This is a genomic window from Actinoplanes italicus, from assembly GCF_003001815.1.
Taxonomy (GTDB): domain Bacteria; phylum Actinomycetota; class Actinomycetes; order Mycobacteriales; family Micromonosporaceae; genus Actinoplanes; species Actinoplanes italicus.
This window is the reverse complement of record NZ_PVMZ01000049.1, coordinates 1-20,270: the sequence shown is the minus strand read 5'-3', so window position 1 is coordinate 20,270 and position 20,270 is coordinate 1. Positions and strand designations below refer to the sequence as shown.

Below are 20,270 nucleotides of genomic sequence, written 5' to 3'. Positions count from 1 at the left end.
CCCAAGGGCGTCGTCATCACCCACCGGGCACTCACCAACTACGCCACCGTCATCCCGGCACGACTGGGACTCGGCGAACCCGGCGACACGTACGGGCTCATCACCCCGGCGACCACCGACTTCGGCAACACGATCATCCTCACGGCACTGACCACCGGCGGAACCATCCGCACTCCGGAGGCCGGAACCGTCACGAACCCGGCGGCGATGGCCCAGTTCGTGCCGGCCGTCGACCACCTCAAGATCGTGCCGTCACATCTGGCGTCACTGTGGCCGCTGCCCCTGCCTCGCAAGGCGCTGATCCTCGGCGGCGAGGCCACTCCGGCGGATCTCGCCCGCGAGCTGACCGGCACGGTCGTCAACCACTACGGACCGACCGAGACCACCATCGGCGTGCTCACCCACACCAGCGCCGACGCTCTCGGCACGCCACTGCCGAACGTCACGGCGCGCATCCTCGACGAGCACCTGCAGCCCGTCCCGCCCGGAGTGCCCGGACACCTGCACATCAGCGGGCCGCAGCTTGCCCGCGGCTATCACAACAACCCGGTCCACACGGCCGAGCAGTTCATCCCGGCTGACGGCGGCGAGCGGCTGTATCGCACCGGCGACCTGGCCCGATACAACGGTGACGGCACCATCTCCTATCTCGGCCGCACCGACCACCAGATCAAGATCCGTGGCCACCGCGTCGAGACCGCCGAAGTGGAGGCAGTACTGCGCGGCCACCCGGCCGTCACCGCCGCCGTCGCCGCCAAGCACGACCACCGGCTCATCGCCTACCTGGTCTGCGACGGCACCCCGCCGCCGACCGAAGAACTGCACCGGCATCTGCGCAAGACGCTGCCCGAGCACATGATCCCGAGCACCTTCATCCCCCTGGCCTCCTTGCCTCTCACCGGGAACGGCAAGCTCGACCGGCGAGCCCTGCCGGAACCCGGCACGGACCGGCCGGACCTGGTCACCGGCTTCCACGAGGCGGCCACCCCGACCGAGCAGGCGCTCGTGGAGATCTGGTCCGACCTGCTGAAACTCGATCAGATCGGCGTCACCGACAACTTCTTCGACCTGGGCGGGCACTCGCTGCTGGCGACCCAGGTGGTGACGCGGATCCGGCAGCGGTTCGGGGTGAGCGTCGGGGTCGGCACGTTCTTCAACCAGCCGACCGTGCGGGAGATCGCCGAGAACGTCGAGGACGCCATCCTGGCCGAGATCGAGGACATGTCCGAGACGGACGCCCTACGCGAACTCGGTGACGCCGATCCGGAGGCCCCTCGATGACCACGATCCTGGACCTGATACCGACCGGTTCGGACACCGCCGCGGTCGTCTGCGACGGACGGACGCTGACCTACCGAGAGCTGAACGAGCACGCCGGACGACTCGCCGCCGACCTGCGCCGTCGTGGGGTCCGCGCCGACGACATCGTCGGCATCCGGCTCCCCCGCGGCATCGACTTCGTCATCGCCATCCTCGCGACCTGGAAAGCCGGAGCCGCCTACCTACCCCTCGACCCCGCACTCCCCGCCGCACGGCTCGACCACATGATCACCGACAGCCGCCCCACCACCATCCTCACCGACGTCGACGCTCTCTCGGCGACGCCGTTCACCGCCGACATCCGTCCCGATCAAGCCGCCTACGTCATCTACACCTCCGGCACCACCGGGCAGCCCAAAGGCGTCGTCAACACCCACGAAGGCCTGCTCAACCTCGTCACCGGGCTGGCACCGTTCTACGGTCTGCAACCCGGCGACCCGGCACTGCAGTTCGCCTCCTTCAACTTCGACGCCGCGACCGCCGACATCGCCCTCGCCCTGACCGGCGGCGCAACGCTGATCATCGCCACGAGCGAGGAACGCAACCACCCCGCACAGCTGATCGATCAGCACCAGATCAGACACCTCAACATCAGCCCTACCCTGCTCGCCACCCTCGGCGACCTCCCGGCGGACAGCACCCTGATCGTCGGATCGGAACCGTTCCCGCCTCGGCTCGCACAGGCCTGGGCCGGAAACCACCTGGTCCACAACGCCTATGGCCCCACCGAAGCCGCCGTCATCACCACCGTCGCGGTGCTGACCGGCAACGAGACCAAGCCACCGATCGGCCGGCCACTGCCCAACACCGGCGTCTACCTCCTCGACCAGCACCTCAACCCGATGCCCACCGGCGAGATCCACCTCACCGGACCCAGCCTCGCCCGCGGCTACCTCCAACGCCCCGCCCTCACCGCCGAACGGTTCGTCCCGGACCCGTTCACCACCGACGGCAGCCGCATGTACCGCACCGGCGACCTCGCCCGGCAACTGCCCGACGGCAACCTCGACCACCTCGGCCGCACCGACCAGCAACTCAAGATCCGCGGCCACCGCATCGAACCAGCCGAAGTCGAGCACGCCCTCACACGGCACCCACAAATCAGCGCGGCCGTCGTGCTGGGACACGAAGGCCAGCTGATCGCCTACGTCGTGCCCGACGGCGGGCTGCCGAATGCCCGGGAACTGCGTGACCTGCTCGGCGCCACACTGCCCGACTACATGATCCCGGCACTGTTCGTCGAGATCAGCGGCATCCCGCTCACGGTCAACGGCAAACGCGACCTCACCGCCCTGCCCGCACCGCGGCAGGCCATCACCACCGGACACGTCAGCCCGGCCACCGCGACCGAACAGGTCATCGCCGGGATCTGGGGCGGGCTGTTCGGGCTGGACCGGGTCGGGGCTGAGGACAACTTCTTCGACCTGGGCGGCCACTCGCTGATCGCGACCCAGGTGATCGCCGCGATCCGCCGCCGGTTCGGGATCGACCTGACGGCCGCGGAGTTCTACGACCACGCCACCGTCCGGGCCGTCGCCGTTCTCGTCGAGGAGCGGATCCTGCGGCAGATCGAGCAGATGTCCGAGGACGAGGCGCTCGAGTCGCTCGACGCACCATCACCGCACAGGGGAGACAGCGCCCGATGACGACGCCGGCCATGGACCTGATCACCGAGCTCGAAGCCCGAGGCGTACGGCTGCGGGTCGCCGAGGGACGCCTGCGGGTGCTCGCGCCCAAGAACGTCTTCACCGACGACCTGAGCAGCCGCCTCAAGGCTCACCGCGACGAGATCATCGGCGTCCTGCTGGGCCGGGAGGCGGAGTCGGGCGACCCGGCCGGTCAGCAGCCGCCGATCACGCGGGCGGACCGCGGGGACCGGTTGCCGCTGTCGTTCGCCCAGGAGCGGTACTGGTTCCTGCAGCTGCTGTCGCCGGAGTCGGCCGAGTACAACTGCCTGGTCAGGCTCCCGCTCGACGGCCCGGTGGACACGGACGCGCTGGCCGCGGCGCTGACCGGGGTGGTGACCCGGCACGAGATCCTGCGGACCCGGCTGATCGCCGACGCCGACGGTGAGCCGTACCAGGTGATCGACCCACCGGCGCCGGTACGGCTGGAGCTCACCGACGTCTCCGGCGGCCGGGACCCGGGGCGGGCGGCATTCGAGCTGGTCGTGGAGGCCACGCGGGTGCCGTTCGATCTGGCCGCGGAGCATCCGCTGCGGGCCACGCTGGTCCGGGTGGCGGCGGATCGGCACTTCCTGGTGCTGCGTCTGCACCACGTGGCGTTCGACGAGTGGTCGGACCGGATCATCCGCCGCGAGTTCTTCGCCGCCTACCAAAATCTGCTCGACGGGCGGGAATGGGAGCCGGTCCCGCTGGAGATCCAGTACGCGGACTTCGCGGTCTGGCAGCGGCGGTGGCTGGCCGGGCCGGTGCTGGACGCGCAGCTCGACTACTGGCGTACTCGGCTGGCGGATCCGCCGACGCTGAGCCTCCCGACCGACCGGCCGTACCCGCCGGTGCCCTCGGCCGAGGGAGCGAGTCTCGGTTTCGCCGTGCCCGCTGAGGTCACCGCCCGCCTGCGGGAGCTGTCGCGACGGCACGGTGCCACCATGTTCATGACGCTGATCGCCGCCTACGCGGTGTTCCTGAGCAGGCAATCAGGGCAGGACGACCTTCTCATCGGTACGCCCATCGCGAACCGTGGACGGCCGGAGACCGAGTCGCTGATCGGGCTTTTCATCAACACGCTCGCGATCCGGATCCGCCTCGGCGACGACCCGGATTTCGACGAGCTGCTCGACCGGACCAGGACGACGGCCCTGGAGGCGTACGCCCATCAGGATGTGCCGTTCGAGAAGCTGGTCGACGAACTGGTCCACGAGCGGGACGGCGCCCGGACCCCGCTGATCCAGACCCTGTTCAGCCACTACCGTGACGGCACCGCGTCGGACGGCCCCGCACCGGACCTGTTGGAGGGCATCCCGGTCCAGTGGGACCTGCGCCTGGTCCTGACCGAGACCGCTACCGCGATGCGGGGCATGCTCGAGTACCGCACCGCGGTCTTCGACGCCGCGACCGTAGGCCGGATGGCCGCCCGGTTCACCACGCTGCTGACCGCGATCGTCACCGAGCCGGACCGCCCGGTGTCCCAGTTGCCGCTGCTCACCGTGGACGACACCGCTCAGCTGACCGCCTGGAACGACACGACCGCCCTGCCCTCAGCGGCCGCCACCGCCCTCGACCTGATCGACGGTGACTCCGACGAGCCCGCGCTGATCTTCCAGGACCGCACTTTCACCTATCGCGAGCTGCACGAGCGCTCCAACCGGCTCGCCCACCACCTGCGCGCGCTCGGCGGCGGCCCGGAGACCGTGATCGCGCTGCCCCTGGAACGCGGCTTCGACCTGGTCGTCGCGATCCTCGCGATCTGGAAGACCGGCGCCGCCTACCTGCCGCTCAACCCGGCCCACCCCGAGGCCCGCAACCGGCAGATGGCAACCACGAGCCGTGCCCTGATCACGATCACACCCGAGTTCCTGGCCGACCCCGCCATCGCCACCCGGCCGGCCACGACCCCGGACGTCGTGATCCACCCCGACCAGGCCGCCCACGTCATCTACACGTCCGGTTCCACCGGCGCGCCCAAGGGCGTGGTCAGCACCCACCGGGGCCTGCTCAACCGGCTGACCTGGATGGTCGGCGAGTTCCCGCTGGCACCGGGCGATCGGGTCCTGCACAAGACGCCCACCACGTTCGACGTCTCGGTGTGGGAGCTGATCTGGCCGCTCATCAGCGGCGCCACCCTGGTGATCGCCGAACCCGGCCGCCACGCCGACCTCGACCACCTGCACGACCTCCTGCACACCCACCGGATCGGCACCGCCCACTTCGTGCCGTCACTGCTGCACCAGTTCGTGAACCACCCGTGGCCGCGGCCGCTGCCGGACCTCCGGGACGTGTTCTGCAGCGGCGAGGCCCTGGCACCGGCCGACGTCACGCGGCTGTACGAGCTGAGCCCGGACGTGACGGTCCACAACCTGTACGGCCCGACCGAGGCATCCATCGAGGTGACCCGGTGGACGTGCCCGCGCGGCCCGATCACCGAGGTACCGATCGGTCACCCGATCAGCAACGTCCGCATCCACCTGCTCGACGGGCATCTGCGGCCGGTGCCACCGGGCGTGACCGGCGACCTGTACATCGCCGGTGCCGGGCTGGCCCGGGGCTACCACAACCAGCCGGCGCTGACCGCGGAACGGTTCGTGCCCGGCGAGGACGGCGAACGGCTCTACCGGACCGGCGATGTGGCGCGCCGGGACGCCGACGGCGCCATCCACTACCTGGGACGTACCGATCATCAGGTGAAACTTCGCGGCCAGCGGGTCGAGCCGGCCGAGATCCAGCACGCGCTCACCGGGCACCCGGCGGTCACGGCGGCCGTCGTCACCGTCCACCGGGAGCGTCTCGTCGCGTACGTGGTGGCACCGGACGGTATGCCGGCCGCCGGGGAACTGCGCGACCACCTGCGCGCGAGCCTGCCCGAGTACATGGTGCCGGCGGTGTTCGTCGAGGTCGCCGGGCTGCCGCTGAACGCCAACGGCAAACTCGACCGTGCCGCGCTGCCCGTCGAGGACCTGAACCGGCCCGAGCCGAGCGGCGCCTACCGCGCGCCGTCCACGCCGACCGAGGAGATCCTCGCCGCGATCTGGCGCGACCTGCTGGCGGTCGATCGGATCGGCACCGGTGACGGCTTCTTCGACCTCGGCGGGCACTCGCTGCTCGCGACCCGTCTCGTCAGCCGGGTCCGGGCCGTGTTCGAGGTGGACCTGCCGCTCGTGACCCTGTTCAACCATCCGACGATCCACGGGTTCGGTGCGGCGATCGACGCGGGCACCACCGGCCCGGCCGTGCCGCCGATCGTGCCGGCCGTCCGGGACCGCCCCCTGCCGCTCTCCTACGGTCAGCAGCGGCTCTGGTTCCTGGCCCAGCTGGAGCCGGAGTCCACCGAGTACCACCAGATGATCACGTTCGGCGGGGACGGGCCGATCGACGTCGCATCGCTCACCGCGGCGCTGGAAGCGCTGGTCGAACGGCACGAGGTGCTGCGCACCCGGCTGGTCGCCGACGGGCACGGCGTACCGCACCAGGTCGTCGACCCGCCGGGACCGTTCCCGCTGGCCGAGACCGGCCTGACCGGCGACCTGCGGGAGCTGCTGGCCGCCGAGGCCCGGCGCCCGTTCGACCTGACGACCGGGCCGATGCTGCGCGGGCTGCTGGTCCGTACCGGCGAGGACCGGTGCCTGCTGGTGCTGTTCCTGCACCATGTGGTCTCCGACGAGTGGTCCGAGCGGATCCTGCGGAACGAGCTGGCCGCCCTGTACGAGGGCCGCCCGCTCCCGGAGCTCCCGGTGCAGTACGCCGACTACGCGGTCTGGCAGCGCGGACTGGACCTCGGCGCCCAGCTCGAACACTGGCGCACCGAGCTGGCCGATCCGCCGGTGCTGGAGTTCCCGGCCGACCGCCCGCGCCCGCCGATCCGTTCCGCCGCCGGGGCGACGCTGAGCTTCGCCGTGCCGGACCGGGTCGCGGACGGCCTGCGGACGGTCGCCCGCGAGCACAGCGCCACCATGTTCATGACGCTGATCGCCGGCTACGCCGCCCTGCTGCACCGCTGGACCGGGCAGGACGACGTGCTGGTCGGCACGCCGATCGCGGGCCGGGGCCGGGCCGAGATCGAGCCGCTGATCGGATTCTTCGTCAACACCCTCGCGATCCGCAGCCGGCTGGGTGACGAGACGTCACTGTCGGGGCTGCTCGACCGGGTGCGCGGTACGGCCCTGCACGCCTACACCCATCAGGACCTGCCGTTCGAGCGGCTCGTCGACGAGCTGGTCCACGACCGGGACCGGTCGCGCACGCCGCTGGTGCAGACGCTGTTCACCTACGCCGCCGACGGCCGGCACGGCGACGGGCGGCCGGTCGAACTGGCCGTGCCGTTCGATCTGGCGCTGACCGTGACCGACGACGGCGCCCGGTTGCACGGGACGTTCGAGTACAGCACGGCCCTGTTCGACTCCGGCACGATCGCGGCACTGGCCGAGCGTCTGCTGCTGGTGCTGGCCGCCATGGTGGACGACGCGACGGTTCCGGTGGCGGAGATTCCGCTGCTGACCGCCGCCGAGCGGGACAGCCTGCCGGAGTGGACCGGGGCGGGTTCGCTCACCCCGTACATCGGTGGGGTCGATGTCCTGATCTCCTCAGCGGCCGCCCGGAACCCGGAAGGCCCGGCCGTCGTGACCGGCGACGTGGTGGTGAGCCACGCCGATCTCGACGCGCGCGCGAACCGGCTGGCCCGGCACCTGCGCGGCCTCGGCGTCGGCCCGGAGACCGTGGTCGGCCTGCACCTGAACCGTGGCGTGGACCTGGTCGTCGCCGTGCTGGCGGTGTGGAAGGCCGGTGGCGCGTACGTGCCGCTCGACCCGGACTATCCGGCCGACCGGATCGCCCACATGCGTGCCGACAGCGGCGCGACCCTGGTCGTGGACCACGAGTTCCTGGCCGATCCGGCGATCGCCGGGTTGCCGGGCACCGCGCCCGAGCCGTCCACGGCCGACGACCGGCTCGCCGCGATCATCTACACCTCCGGCTCGACCGGACTGCCCAAGGGCGCGCTGGTCACCCACCGCAACCTCACGAGCCTGTACACGGCATGGGCGGCGGCCCACTTCCGCGACGGCGACCGGCACCGCTGGCTGTCGCTCACCAACATCAGCTTCGACGTGTTCACCGGCGACCTGCTGCGGGCCCTCGGCTCCGGCGGCACCCTGCACCTCGGGCCGATCGGCCTGCAGACCGACACGGCGGCGTTCGCGGATGAGCTGGCCCGGCAGCGGATCACCGCGTTCGAGATCGCGCCGCGTCACGCCGACGCCCTCACCGAGCACCTGCGGACCACCGGCGAGACTCTGCCCGACCTGGAACTGCTGGTCGTCACCACCGACACGTGGCACACGGCCGCCGCGGCCCGGACCAGGCAGGTCCTGCCGCACACCCGGCTGCTCACCGCGTACGGCATCACCGAGACCACGATCGACAGCACCTTCAGCGTCCTCGAACCGGCGCCGGCCCACCACGCGGCCACGCCGATCGGGCGTCCGCTGCCCGGCACCCGGGTGCACGTGCTCGACGATCACCTACGTCCTGTGCCGATCGGCGTGACCGGGGAGATCTACCTCGGCGGGACCGGCGTGACCAGGGGATTCCGAGGACGCCCGGCCCTGACCGCCGAACGGTTCGTGCCGGACCCGGCAGGCGGGGGGCGGCTCTACCGGACCGGTGACGCGGCCCGCCGCCGCCCCGACGGGCAGGTGGAGTTCCTCGGCCGTACCGACCGTCAGCTCAAGATCCGGGGGTTCCGGATCGAGCCCGGCGAGGTGCAGCACGCCCTCACCGGCCATCCGCGGATCACCGCGGCCGTGGTCACGGCCCGCGCCGACCGCCTGGTCGCCCACCTCGTCACCGACGGTGGACTGCCGCCGGTCGGGGAGATCCGCGCGCATCTGCGGGCCACCCTGCCGGAGCACATGATCCCGGCGCACTACGTCGAGGTCGCGGCGTTCCCGGTCACCCCGAACGGCAAGATCGACCTGGCCGCGCTGCCCGCGCCGGACGGTTCCCGGCCCGGACTGACCGGCGACTACCGAGCGCCGGGCAGCGCCACCGAGCAGATCGTCGCCGGGGTGTGGGCCGAGCTGCTCGACGTGGACCGGGTCGGCGCCGACGACGACTTCTTCGAACTCGGCGGGCACTCGCTGCTGGCCACACAGGTGATCGCCCGGCTGCGGGCACTTTCCGGGACCGGTCTGCCGGTCGCGGCGCTGTTCGACCATCCGACGGTCGCAGCCCTGGCCGGTGTCCTCGGCAGTGCGGTGGGCGGGCCCGCGGACAGCCCGATCGTCGCGGCCGGCCGGGAGCGGCTGCTGCCGCTGTCCTTCGCCCAGCAGCGGTTGTGGTTCCTCGACCGGCTCACGCCGGGGTCGGCCGAGTACAACTCGGTGGTCCGGATCCCGCTCGACGGCGTGGTGGGCGCCGGCGCGGTGGCCGCGGCGCTGACCGGGCTGGTCGCGCGGCACGAGGCGCTGCGGACCCGGCTGGTCACGGGTGCGGACGGGGAGCCGTACCAGGTGATCGACCCGCCCGCACCGGTACGGCTGCCGGTGGTGGGCACCGTGGACCTCGCCGGACTGCTGCGCGCCGAGGCCGGGCGGCCGTTCGACCTCGCGGCCGGGCCGCTGCTGCGACCTGTCCTGGTCAGGCTCGCCGACGACCGGCACGTGCTGGTGATCGCCGTGCACCACGCCGTCTTCGACGAGTGGTCGGAGCGGATCCTGCGCAGCGAGCTGCGGACCCTCTACACCGGTGGAAGCCTGCCGCCGCTGCCGATCCAGTACGCCGACTACGCCGCGTGGCAGCGTGGGCTCGACCTCGGCGCGCAGCTCGGCTACTGGCGTGAGCAGCTGGCCGACCCGCCCGTCCTGGAGCTGCCGGCCGATCGGCCGTACCCGCCGGTCCGGTCCACCGCCGGGGCCGAGGTCGCCTTCAGCGTCCCCGGAGACGTCGCGGCCGGGCTCGGCGAGCTGTCCCGGCAGCACGGCGTCACCATGTTCATGACGCTGATCAGCGCTTATGCCGTCCTGCTGCACCGATACAACGGCCAAGAAGATCTTCTCATCGGTACGCCTGTCGCGAACCGTGGCAGGTCGGAGACCGAGGGCCTGATCGGCCTGTTCCTGAACACGCTCGTGCTGAGACTGCGACTGGGCGGCGACCCGACGTTCGCCGAGGTGCTGCGGCAGACCCGCGAGACGGCCCTGGCCGGGTACGCCCACCAGGACCTGCCGTTCGAACAGCTCGTCGAGGAACTCGTCCACGACCGCGACCGCTCCCGGACGCCACTGATCCAGACGCTCTTCTCCTACGTCACGCTCGACGGCGCGACCGGCGAGGGCGAACCTGGCCTGCGCGAACGTGACGACGTGCTCGCCAAGTTCGCGCTGTCGCTGGGCGTCGGCGAAACCGGTGACGGACAGTTGCGCGGCTACCTGCAGTACGCGACCACGCTGTTCGACGCCGCCCGCATCCGGCGCATGGCCGGCCACCTGCTCACCCTGCTGGCCGCGATCGCCCACGACGCCGGCCGTCCCCTGTCGGCCCTGCCGCTGCTCACCCCGCCCGAACAACACCACCTCCTGAACTGGAACAACACGGCAGCTCCCCTGTCCCCGGCCGGGGGCGTGCACCAGATGATCCGGGTCCGCCCGGACACCGTTGCCGTCGTGGCCGGCGGCCGTTCCGTGTCCTATGCCGAGCTGGAGGCGCGCGCCAACCAGTTCGCCCACCACCTGCGCGCGCTCGGTGCCGGGGCGGAGAGCGTCGTGGCGCTCTGCTTCGAACAGGGCCCCGACATGATCACGGCGATGCTGGGCGTGTGGAAGTCGGGCGCCGCCTATCTGGCACTCGACCCGGCGCACCCGGCTGCCCGCCGCGAGCAGCTGGTCGCGGACAGCCGCGCGATGCTGATCGTCGACACCCTCGAGGACCCCGCCATCGACGCCCGGCCCACGTCGCGGCCGGAGGTCTCCGTGCGGCCGGACCAGGCCGCCTATCTGATGTACACCTCGGGTTCCACGGGACGGCCCAAGGGAGTCGTCACCACCCACGGCGCTTTGATCAACTACGCTGCCGCGATCCCGGCACGCACCGGGACCGGTCAGCCCGGCGACCGGTATGCGCTGGTCCAGCCCGCTACCACGGACGCCGGGAACACCACGGTCCTGGCCGCGCTCACGACCGGCGGCACCCTGTACCTCCCGGACGCCGGAGCCCGCACCGACCCGCAACGGCTCGCCGCGTTCCTGGACGAGCATCGGATCGACCACCTCAAACTGACGCCCTCGCACCTGGCCTCGATGCGGCCGTTGCCCCTGCCGCGCCGGACGCTGATCCTGGGCGGCGAGGTCATCCCCGGCCCGCTCGCCGAGGCCCTTCACGAAGCGCCGATCACCGTGGTCAACCAGTACGGCCCGACGGAGACCACGATCGGCGCCACCGTCCACGCCGGCCCGCAGCCGGGCAACCTGATCGGACGGCCGATCGCCGGCACCCGTGCCCACCTGCTCGGACCCGGCCTGACGCCGGTGCCGATCGGGATCGACGGCGAGATTCACCTCGGCGGTACGGGCGTCGCGCGCGGCTATTTCGGACAACCCGTCCTGACGGCCGAGCGTTTCGTCCCGGACCCGTTCGCCGCAGACGGCAGCCGCCTGTACCGCACCGGCGATCTGGCCCGCTGGGATGACGAGGGCCGGCTGCACTACCTCGGACGGACCGACGACCAGATCAAGATCCGCGGGCATCGGGTCGAACCGGCCGAGGTCGAGGCCGCGCTCACCGCCGACGACCGGATCGCCGCCGCGGTGATCAGCGCCCACGAGGGCCGGCTGGTCGCCCACGTCGTCCCGGCCGATGCCGGGATCGGGCTGCCGCCGGTCGGCGAGCTGCGCGAACGCCTCGCCACGGTTCTGCCCGGCCACCTGATCCCGTCGCTGTTCATCACTATCCCGGCGATCCCCGCCACGCCCGGCGGCAAACTGGACCGCGCCGCCCTGCCCGCTCCCGACACGGCCCGCCCCGACCTGGCCAACCGTTACGTCGCGCCGGTCTCTCCCGCCGAACTGGCCCTCGCCGAGATCTGGTGCGAGGCGCTGAGCCTGGACCGGGTCGGCGCCACCGACGACTTCTTCGAGCTGGGCGGCCACTCACTGCTGGCCACGCGAGTGATCAGCCGGGCACGCACCGCCCTCGGCGTCGACCTGCCGCTGGCCGCGATCTTCGACCACCCGACGATCGCCGGACTGGCGGCCGCCGCCGACCGCGCCACCGGCCGTTCCGTGGGTGAGCCGATCGGGCCCGCCGACCGCTCCCGCCCGCTGGAGCTGTCGTTCGCCCAGGAACGGCTCTGGTTCCTGGCTCAGCTGGAACCCGGCTCCACCGAATACCTGAATCCGATCAGCATCCCGCTGCCCGAAGCCCTCGACGCCGCCACGATCGCCGCGGCGCTGACCGAGCTCACCGCACGGCACGAGGTCCTGCGGACCCGTCTCGTACCCGGCCCGGACGGAGCCCCGCACCAGGTCGTCGACGAGCCCCGCCCGTTCCCGCTGGACGTCCTCGGCGGGCCCGCCACCCCGGATGAGGTCGCCGAGCGGATCGTGCGGCCGTTCGACCTGGCGGCCGAGCATCCCGTGCGCGGCGTCCTCGTGCGGCTCGGCGACCGGCGGCAGGTGCTGGCGCTCTGCCTGCACCACGTGGCCTACGACGAGTGGTCGGCCGCGGTTCTGCGGCGTGAACTGCACACACTGGTCACCGGCGGGACGCTGTCGCCGCTGCCGATCCAGTACGCCGACTACGCCGCCTGGCAGCGCGCCTGGCTCACCGGCGACGTCCTCGAAGCGCAGCTCGGCTATTGGCGTGCGCAACTGGCCGACCCGCCCGTGCTGCAGCTGCCCGCCGACCGGACCAGGCCGGCGATCCGCTCCAGCGCCGGGGCGACCCTGCACTTCGGTGTCCCGGCGGAGGTCACCGAAGGACTCCGGGGGCTCGCCCGGCGTACCGGATCAACGATGTTCATGGTCCTGGAAGCCGCCTATGCGGTCCTGCTGCACCGCTACACCGGCCAGGACGACCTGCTCGTCGGCGTGCCGATCGCCAACCGCGGCCAGGCGGAGACCGAGAACCTGATCGGTTTCCTGGTCAACACCCTGCCGCTGCGCACCCGGCTCGGCGACGACCCGACGGTCGAGACCCTGCTGGCCCGCACCCGGCAGACCGCGCTCGACGCGTACGCCCATCAGGACCTGCCGTTCGAGCGGATGGTCGACGAGCTGGTCCGGGAGCGGGACCGGTCGCAGACGCCGCTGGTCCAGACCCTGTTCAACTACGCGGTGGCCGATGGCGCCGCCCCGGAACCGGACCGCGAGACCGCCGTCCTGTTCGACCTGGCGCTCTCGATGAGTGACCGGGGTGAGGTCGTCGACGGCGTCTTCGAGTACAGCACCGCGCTGCTGGAGCGGGCCACCGTCCAGGTGATGGCCGAGCACCTGTCCGCCCTGCTCGCCGCGATGACCGAGACGCCCACGGCACCCGTCTCGGCGCTGGTGCACACCGCCCCCGTCCGGGCCGGCGACGGTGGTCCGGCGGTGGACCTGCCGTTCACCGGCGTGGACGCGCTGATCGGTGACGCCGCCGCCCGGTTCGCCGGCGACCCGGCCGTCGAGGCGGGCGGCACCACGCTGACCTACCGCGAACTGGACGCGGCAGCCGACCGGCTCGCGCACCTGCTCCGCGCGCACGGCGTCGGCCCGGAGACCGTCGTGGGCCTGCTCCTGCCGCGCGGCGTCGACGTGGTCACCGCGGTCCTGGCCGTCTGGAGGGCGGGTGGCGCCTACCTGCCGCTCGACCCGGACTATCCGCCCGGCCGCCTGGCGCAGATGCTCGACGACAGCGCCGCCACCCTGGTCCTGACCAGCAGCGGGATCGACACCGAGATGGTCGGACGACCGGTTGTGGTGCTCGGCGATCACACCGGACAGCCGTCCGGGCCACCCGCCGCCTCGACGGTGCCGGGCCGGGCCGCGGCGGTCATCTACACCTCCGGCACCACCGGGCGTCCGAAGGGCACCCTGGTCACCCATCAGAACCTTCTCAGCCTGTACGCCGGGTGGTCGCACACGCATTTCCAGCCGGGCGAGCGTCACCGCTGGCCGTCGCTGACCAACATCAGCTTCGACGTGTTCACCGGCGACCTGCTGCGTGCGCTCGGTTCCGGCGGCACGCTGGTGATCGGCGAGCCCGGCCTGCAGACCGATGTGGACGCGTTCGCCCGCTTCCTGGCGGCCACCCGCGTCACCGCGTTCGAGTCCGCGCCCCGCTACCTGGACCAGCTCACCGAGCACCTGGCCGCCGCCGGGGAGACGCTGCCCGATCTGCGGCTGCTGATCGCCACGACCGACACGTGGCACACCGCGGCCGCGGCCCGGACCAGGGACGTCCTGCCGCACACCCGGCTGCTGACCGGCTTCGGCATCACCGAGACGAGCATCGACAGCACGTACGCCCAGCTCGTCCCGGAGATGACGGGTCCCGCACCGACCCCGATCGGCCGTCCGCTCCCGGGCAGCCGGGTCCACGTCACGGGGCGTCGCCTGCGGCCCGTACCGATCGGCGCGGCCGGTGACCTGCTGATCGCCGGAACCGGCGTCACGCGCGGCTACCTGGGCCGTCCGGCGCTGACCGCCGAGCGGTTCGTCCCGGACCCGTTCGCCGCCGACGGCAGCCGCCTGTACCGCACCGGCGACCTGGCCCGGCACCGCGCCGACGGCAACGTCGAGTTCCTCGGCCGCAACGACCAGCAGGTCAAGATCCGCGGCTACCGGGTGGAGCCCGCAGAGATCGAACACGTTCTGACCCGGCACCCCGCGATCGACGCGGCTGTCGTGGTCGCCCGTGGCGAACGCCTGGTCGCCTACCTGGTGGCACCGGGCGGCCTGCCGGCCGCCGACGAACTACGCCGCGGGCTGCGCGAGACCCTGCCGGACCACATGGTGCCGTCGGTGTTCGTGGAGCTGGCCGTGCTGCCGCTGACCCCGAACGGCAAGATCGACCGGCCGGCGCTGCCCGATCCCGCCACCGTACGGCCGGACCTGGCCGGCGGCTACCGGGCGCCCGGCACGGCCACCGAGGAGATCGTCGCCGCGGTCTGGGGTGACCTGCTCGGACTGGACCGGATCGGTGCCGACGACGACTTCTTCGACCTGGGCGGGCACTCGTTGCTGGCGACGCGGATCGTCACCCGGCTGCGCACGGCGTTCGCCGCCGAACTGCCGCTGGCCGCGATCTTCGACCACCCGACCGTCGCCGGCCTGTCCGCCGTCCTCGACGACGTGGACACCCGTCCCGCGCTGCCGCCGGTCACGCCGGCCGACCGGTCGCGGCGCCTGCCGCTGTCGTTCGCGCAGCGGCGGCTGTGGTTCCTGGCCCAGCTCGACCCGGCGTCGGTCGAGTACAACATCACCAACACCCTGATGCTCGGCCCGGTCGACGTGCCGGCGCTGACCGCGGCGCTCGGCGCGATCACGGCGCGGCACGAGGTGCTGCGGACCCGGCTCGTCACCGGTCCCGACGGCATTCCGCACCAGGTCGTCGACCCGCCCGCGGAGTTCCCCCTGGAGCGGGCCGACGTCACGGGTGCCGGGAACCCACAGGACGCGGCGCGTGAGGTGCTGGACCGGGCCGGGCGTGTCCCGTTCGACCTGGCCGCCGGGCCGCTGCTGCGGGCGATCCTGATCCAGCTCGCCGACGACCGGCACGTGCTGGGCCTGTGCATGCACCACGTCGTGTCCGACGAGTGGTCGGCACGGATCTTCGAGCGGGAGCTGGTGGCGCTCTATCACGGCGAAACGCTGCCGGAACTGCCGGTGCAGTACGCCGACTACGCGCTCTGGCAGCACGAACACCTCACCGGTCCGGTCCTGGACGCGCAGCTCGACCACTGGCGTGACCGGCTGGCCGACCCGCCGATGCTGGACCTGCCGACCGATCGGCCCCGCCCGCCGGTTCGTTCCACCGAGGGCAGCGTCGTCGACTTCACCCTGTCCGCCGAGGTGTCCGGCGGGTTGCGGCGGCTGTCGCGGGAGCACGGCGCCACCATGTTCATGACGTTGCTGGCCGCCTACGGCGTGCTGCTCGGCCGCTACAGCGGACAGGACGACCTGCTGATCGGCAGCCCGATCGCCAACCGCAACCAGGACGAGGTGGAGAACCTCATCGGGTTCTTCGTCAACACGCTGGTGCTGCGGGCCGATCTGGGCGGCGATCCGACGTTCACCGAGCTGCTCGGACGGGTGCGGAGGACCGCCCTCGACGCGTACGCCCATCAGGATCTGCCGTTCGAGCGGCTGGTCGACGAGCTGGTCGAGGTACGGGACCGGTCGCGGACCCCGCTCGTGCAGACGGTGTTCAACTTCGACACCACCGGCACGGCGCCGGAACCGGGACCGGAACGCATCCACGAGCCGGTGCCGATCGCCGTGAAGTGGGACCTGACGCTCACCCTGGTCGACACCGGCACCCAGCTGACGGGCGCGGTCGAGTACAGCACCGCCCTCTACGACCACGCGACCGTCGTTCGGCTGATCGGGCATCTGCGTACGCTGCTCGCCGCGATCGCCGCCACCCCGGACCGGCCGCTCTCCGCCCTGCCCGTCCTCACCGCCGCCGAGCGGGACGCGCTCGCGACCTGGAACGACTCGGCGACCCCGCAGGCACCGGCGCCGACCGTCCACGACCTGTTCGCGCACCACGCCCGTACCACCCCGGACGCGGTCGCGGTGGCGCCTCTGACCTACGCCGGGCTCGACGCCGCCGCCAACCGGCTGGCCCGCCACCTGCTCGACAGCGGCATCGGCGCCGAATCGATCGTCGGCCTCGAACTCGACCGCGGCCCCGCCCTGATCACCGCCATCCTCGCGGTCTGGAAGGCGGGCGCCGCCTATCTCCCGCTCGATCCGTCCTACCCTGCCGACCGCCTCACCTACATGCGCACCGACAGCCGGGCCGCCCTGGTCATCGACGACGGTTACCGGCCCGACCTCACCGGATACGACGACACCGCGCCCGACGTGACCGTCCACCCCGACCAGGCCGCCTACCTGATCTACACCTCCGGCTCGACCGGCCGGCCCAAGGGTGTCGTCTCCACCCATCGTGGCCTGCTCAACCTGGCGACCGCGCTGCGCGGGATCGTCCCCGCCGGACCGGGTGTCGTCTCGCTCCAGTTCGCCTCGGCGAGTTTCGACGCCTCGGTGTGGGAGACGGTCATGGCGCTGGCCGCGGGCGGCACTCTCGCCGTGGCCACGGCCGCCGAGCAGAGCGACCCGCACCGGCTGGCGGCGCTGATCCGTGACTCCGCGGTCAGCATCGCCACGCTGCCGCCGTCGCTGCTCGCGGTCCTCGACCCGGCCGCCGTACCGGGGCTGACCACGCTGGTCAGTGCGGGTGAGCGGCTCGACGAGCGGCTCGTTCCGGTGTGGTCGGCGGGGCGGCGGCTGGTCAACGCGTACGGGCCGACCGAGGCGAGTGTCTGCGCCAGCTTCGCCAAGGTCACCGGCTCGGGAACGCCGTCGATCGGCGGGCCGGTCGCCAACGCCGTGCTGCACGTGCTCGACGCCCGGCTGCGGCCGGTCCCGGCCGGGGTGCCCGGTGAGCTCTACCTCGGCGGCGCGGGCCTGGCCCGCGGCTATCTGGGCCGTCCCGCGCTGACGGCGGCCTCGTTCGTGCCGGACCCGTTCGGCGCCGGTGGCGGGCGGCTCTACCGGACCGGTGACCTGGTCCGGCGGCTGCCCGGCGGCGACCTGGAGTATCTGGGCCGGACCGATCACCAGATCAAGGTCCGCGGCCACCGGGTGGAACCGGCCGAGATCCAGGCCGCCCTCACCACCCACCCGGGCGTGTCCGGCGCGGTGATCGTCGCCGACAATGACCGGCTCGTCGCCTACCTGGTCCCGGCCGACCTGTCCTTGGGTGTCCCGGCCGCCTCCGAGCTGCGCGAACACCTGCGTGCCACGCTGCCGGAGCACCTGGTGCCGGCGGTCTTCGCCGAGCTGACGGCCCTGCCGCTCAGCCCCAACGGCAAGATCGACCGGGCGGCGCTGCCGGCACCGGACGGCGCCCGGCCGGACGGCGGCGAATACCGGGCCCCGGCCACGCCGGTCGAGCGGGCCCTCGCCGAGATCTGGAGCGACCTGCTCGGCGTGGACCGGATCGGGGTGGACGACGACTTCTTCGACCTGGGCGGACACTCGCTGCTGGCCACACAGGTCACCTCACGGATCCGTGGGACGCTCGGCGCCGAGCTGGAGCTGTCGGTCCTGTTCGAGCGGCCGACCATCGCGGGACTGGCGGCGGCCGTCGGGCAGACCGCCGGTGCGGTCACGGCGGCGATCACGCCGGTGGACCGGTCCGGGCCGCTGCCACTGTCCTTCGCCCAGCAGCGGCTCTGGTTCCTGGCGCAGTTCGATCCGGAGTCCACCGAGTACGTGATCACCACGCAGGTGCCGTTCGACGGGGCGCTCGACGCAGACCGGCTGCGGGCCGCTCTCGGCACTGTTGCCGAACGCCATGAGGCGCTGCGGACCCGGCTGGTCGGGGACGCGGAGGGCGTACCCCATCAGGTTGTTGATCCTCCGTCGTCGCCGCCGATGCCGGTCGTCGACGTGTCCGGTGACGCCGACCCGTGGCGTGCGGCCCGTGACCTGGTCAGCGAGGGTGCGGCCGTGCCGTTCGACCTGGCCGGTGGTCCGCTGCTGCGGGCCACGCTCATCCGTGTCGCCCCGGACCGGCACCTGCTGGCGCTGGCCATGCACCACATCGTCTGTGACGAGTGGTCGGCGCGGCTGCTGCGCAACGAGCTGTTCCGGGCGTACCTGGACGAGCCGCTGCCGCCGCTGCCGGTGCAGTACGCCGACTACGCGGTCTGGCAGCGGGAACTGCTCGACGGGCCGCTGCGCGAGACCCAGCTCGCCTGGTGGCGCGACCGGCTGGCCGACCCGCCGGTCCTGGAGCTGCCGACCGACCGCCCCCGGCCGCCGGTGCGGTCGACCGAGGGCGCGGTGGTCACCGTGGACGTCGGCGCGGACGTCACGGCCGCGCTGCGGGAGCTGTCCCGGCGGACCGGGGCGACGATGTTCATGACGCTGCTGGCGGCGTACGCGGTGCTGCTGCACCGGCACACCGGGCAGGACGACCTCCTCATCGGTACGCCGGTCGCGAACCGCAACCACGCCGAGATCGAGAACCTGATCGGCTTCTTCGTCAACACGCTCGCCATCCGTGGCAGGTTCGACGGCGATCCGGCCTTCACCGAACTTCTCGATCAGGTACGCGCGGCGGCGCTCGGCGCCTACGACCACCAGGACCTGCCGTTCGAGGAACTGGTCGACGACCTGGTCGTGGACCGGGACCGGTCACGCACCCCGCTCGTCCAGACGCTGTTCACGCACACCGTCGTCGACCACGAGCGCCGTTCCACGCCGGGCGGCACCGGCCCGGACCGGGTCGAGGTCAAGTTCGACCTGTCGCTGAGCATCGTGGAGGCCACCGACGGGCTGACCTGTGCCCTCGACTACAGCACCACCCTGTTCGACGAGCCGACGATCCGGCGGATGGCCGAGCACCTGACCACCCTGCTCAGGGCCGTCGTCACCGACCCGGCCATGCCCGTGTCCCGGCTGCCGATGCACGACGCGACCGGACTCACCGGTCCCCACGTGACGCCTGCGGCCCGCACGATCCTCGACCTGATCCCGGCCGGGTCCGAGGCGACCGCACTCGTCTGCGACGGACGGTCCCTGACCTACCGAGAGCTGAACGAGCACGCCGGACGACTCGCCGCCGACCTGCGTGACCGCGGCGTCCGCGCCGACGACATCGTCGGCATCCGGCTCCCCCGCGGCATCGACTTCGTCATCGCCATCCTCGCAACCTGGAAAGCCGGAGCCGCCTACCTCCCGCTGGACCCCGCACTCCCCGCCGCCCGACTCGACCACATGATCACCGACAGCCGGCCCGCCACCATCCTCACCGACGTCGACACTCTCTCGGCGACGCCGTTCACCGCCGACATCCGTCCCGATCAAGCCGCCTACGTCATCTACACCTCCGGCACCACCGGCCAGCCCAAAGGCGTCGTCAACACCCACGAAGGCCTGCTCAACCTCGTCACCGGGCTGGCACCGTTCTACCGCCTGCAACCCGGCGACCCGGCACTGCAATTCGCCTCCTTCAACTTCGACGCCGCCACCGCCGACATCGCCCTCGCCCTCACCAGCGAAG

Annotated in this window: 3 protein-coding genes; all 3 read left to right on the top strand. The window is 72.2% G+C overall.

Going from position 1 to position 20,270, the window contains the following annotated elements:
- The coding region (locus CLV67_RS50590; RefSeq protein WP_146169662.1) for an AMP-binding protein at positions 1-1,281 on the top strand (1,281 nt) is incomplete at its 5' end.
- Positions 1,278-2,966 (top strand): non-ribosomal peptide synthetase, encoded by a 1,689-nt coding sequence (locus tag CLV67_RS50585; protein WP_106331171.1) that lies wholly within the window; start codon positions 1,278-1,280, stop codon positions 2,964-2,966. The genes CLV67_RS50590 and CLV67_RS50585, both read left to right, overlap by 4 nt.
- The coding region (locus CLV67_RS50580; protein WP_106331170.1) for a non-ribosomal peptide synthetase at positions 2,963-20,270 on the top strand (17,308 nt) is incomplete at its 3' end. The genes CLV67_RS50585 and CLV67_RS50580, both read left to right, overlap by 4 nt.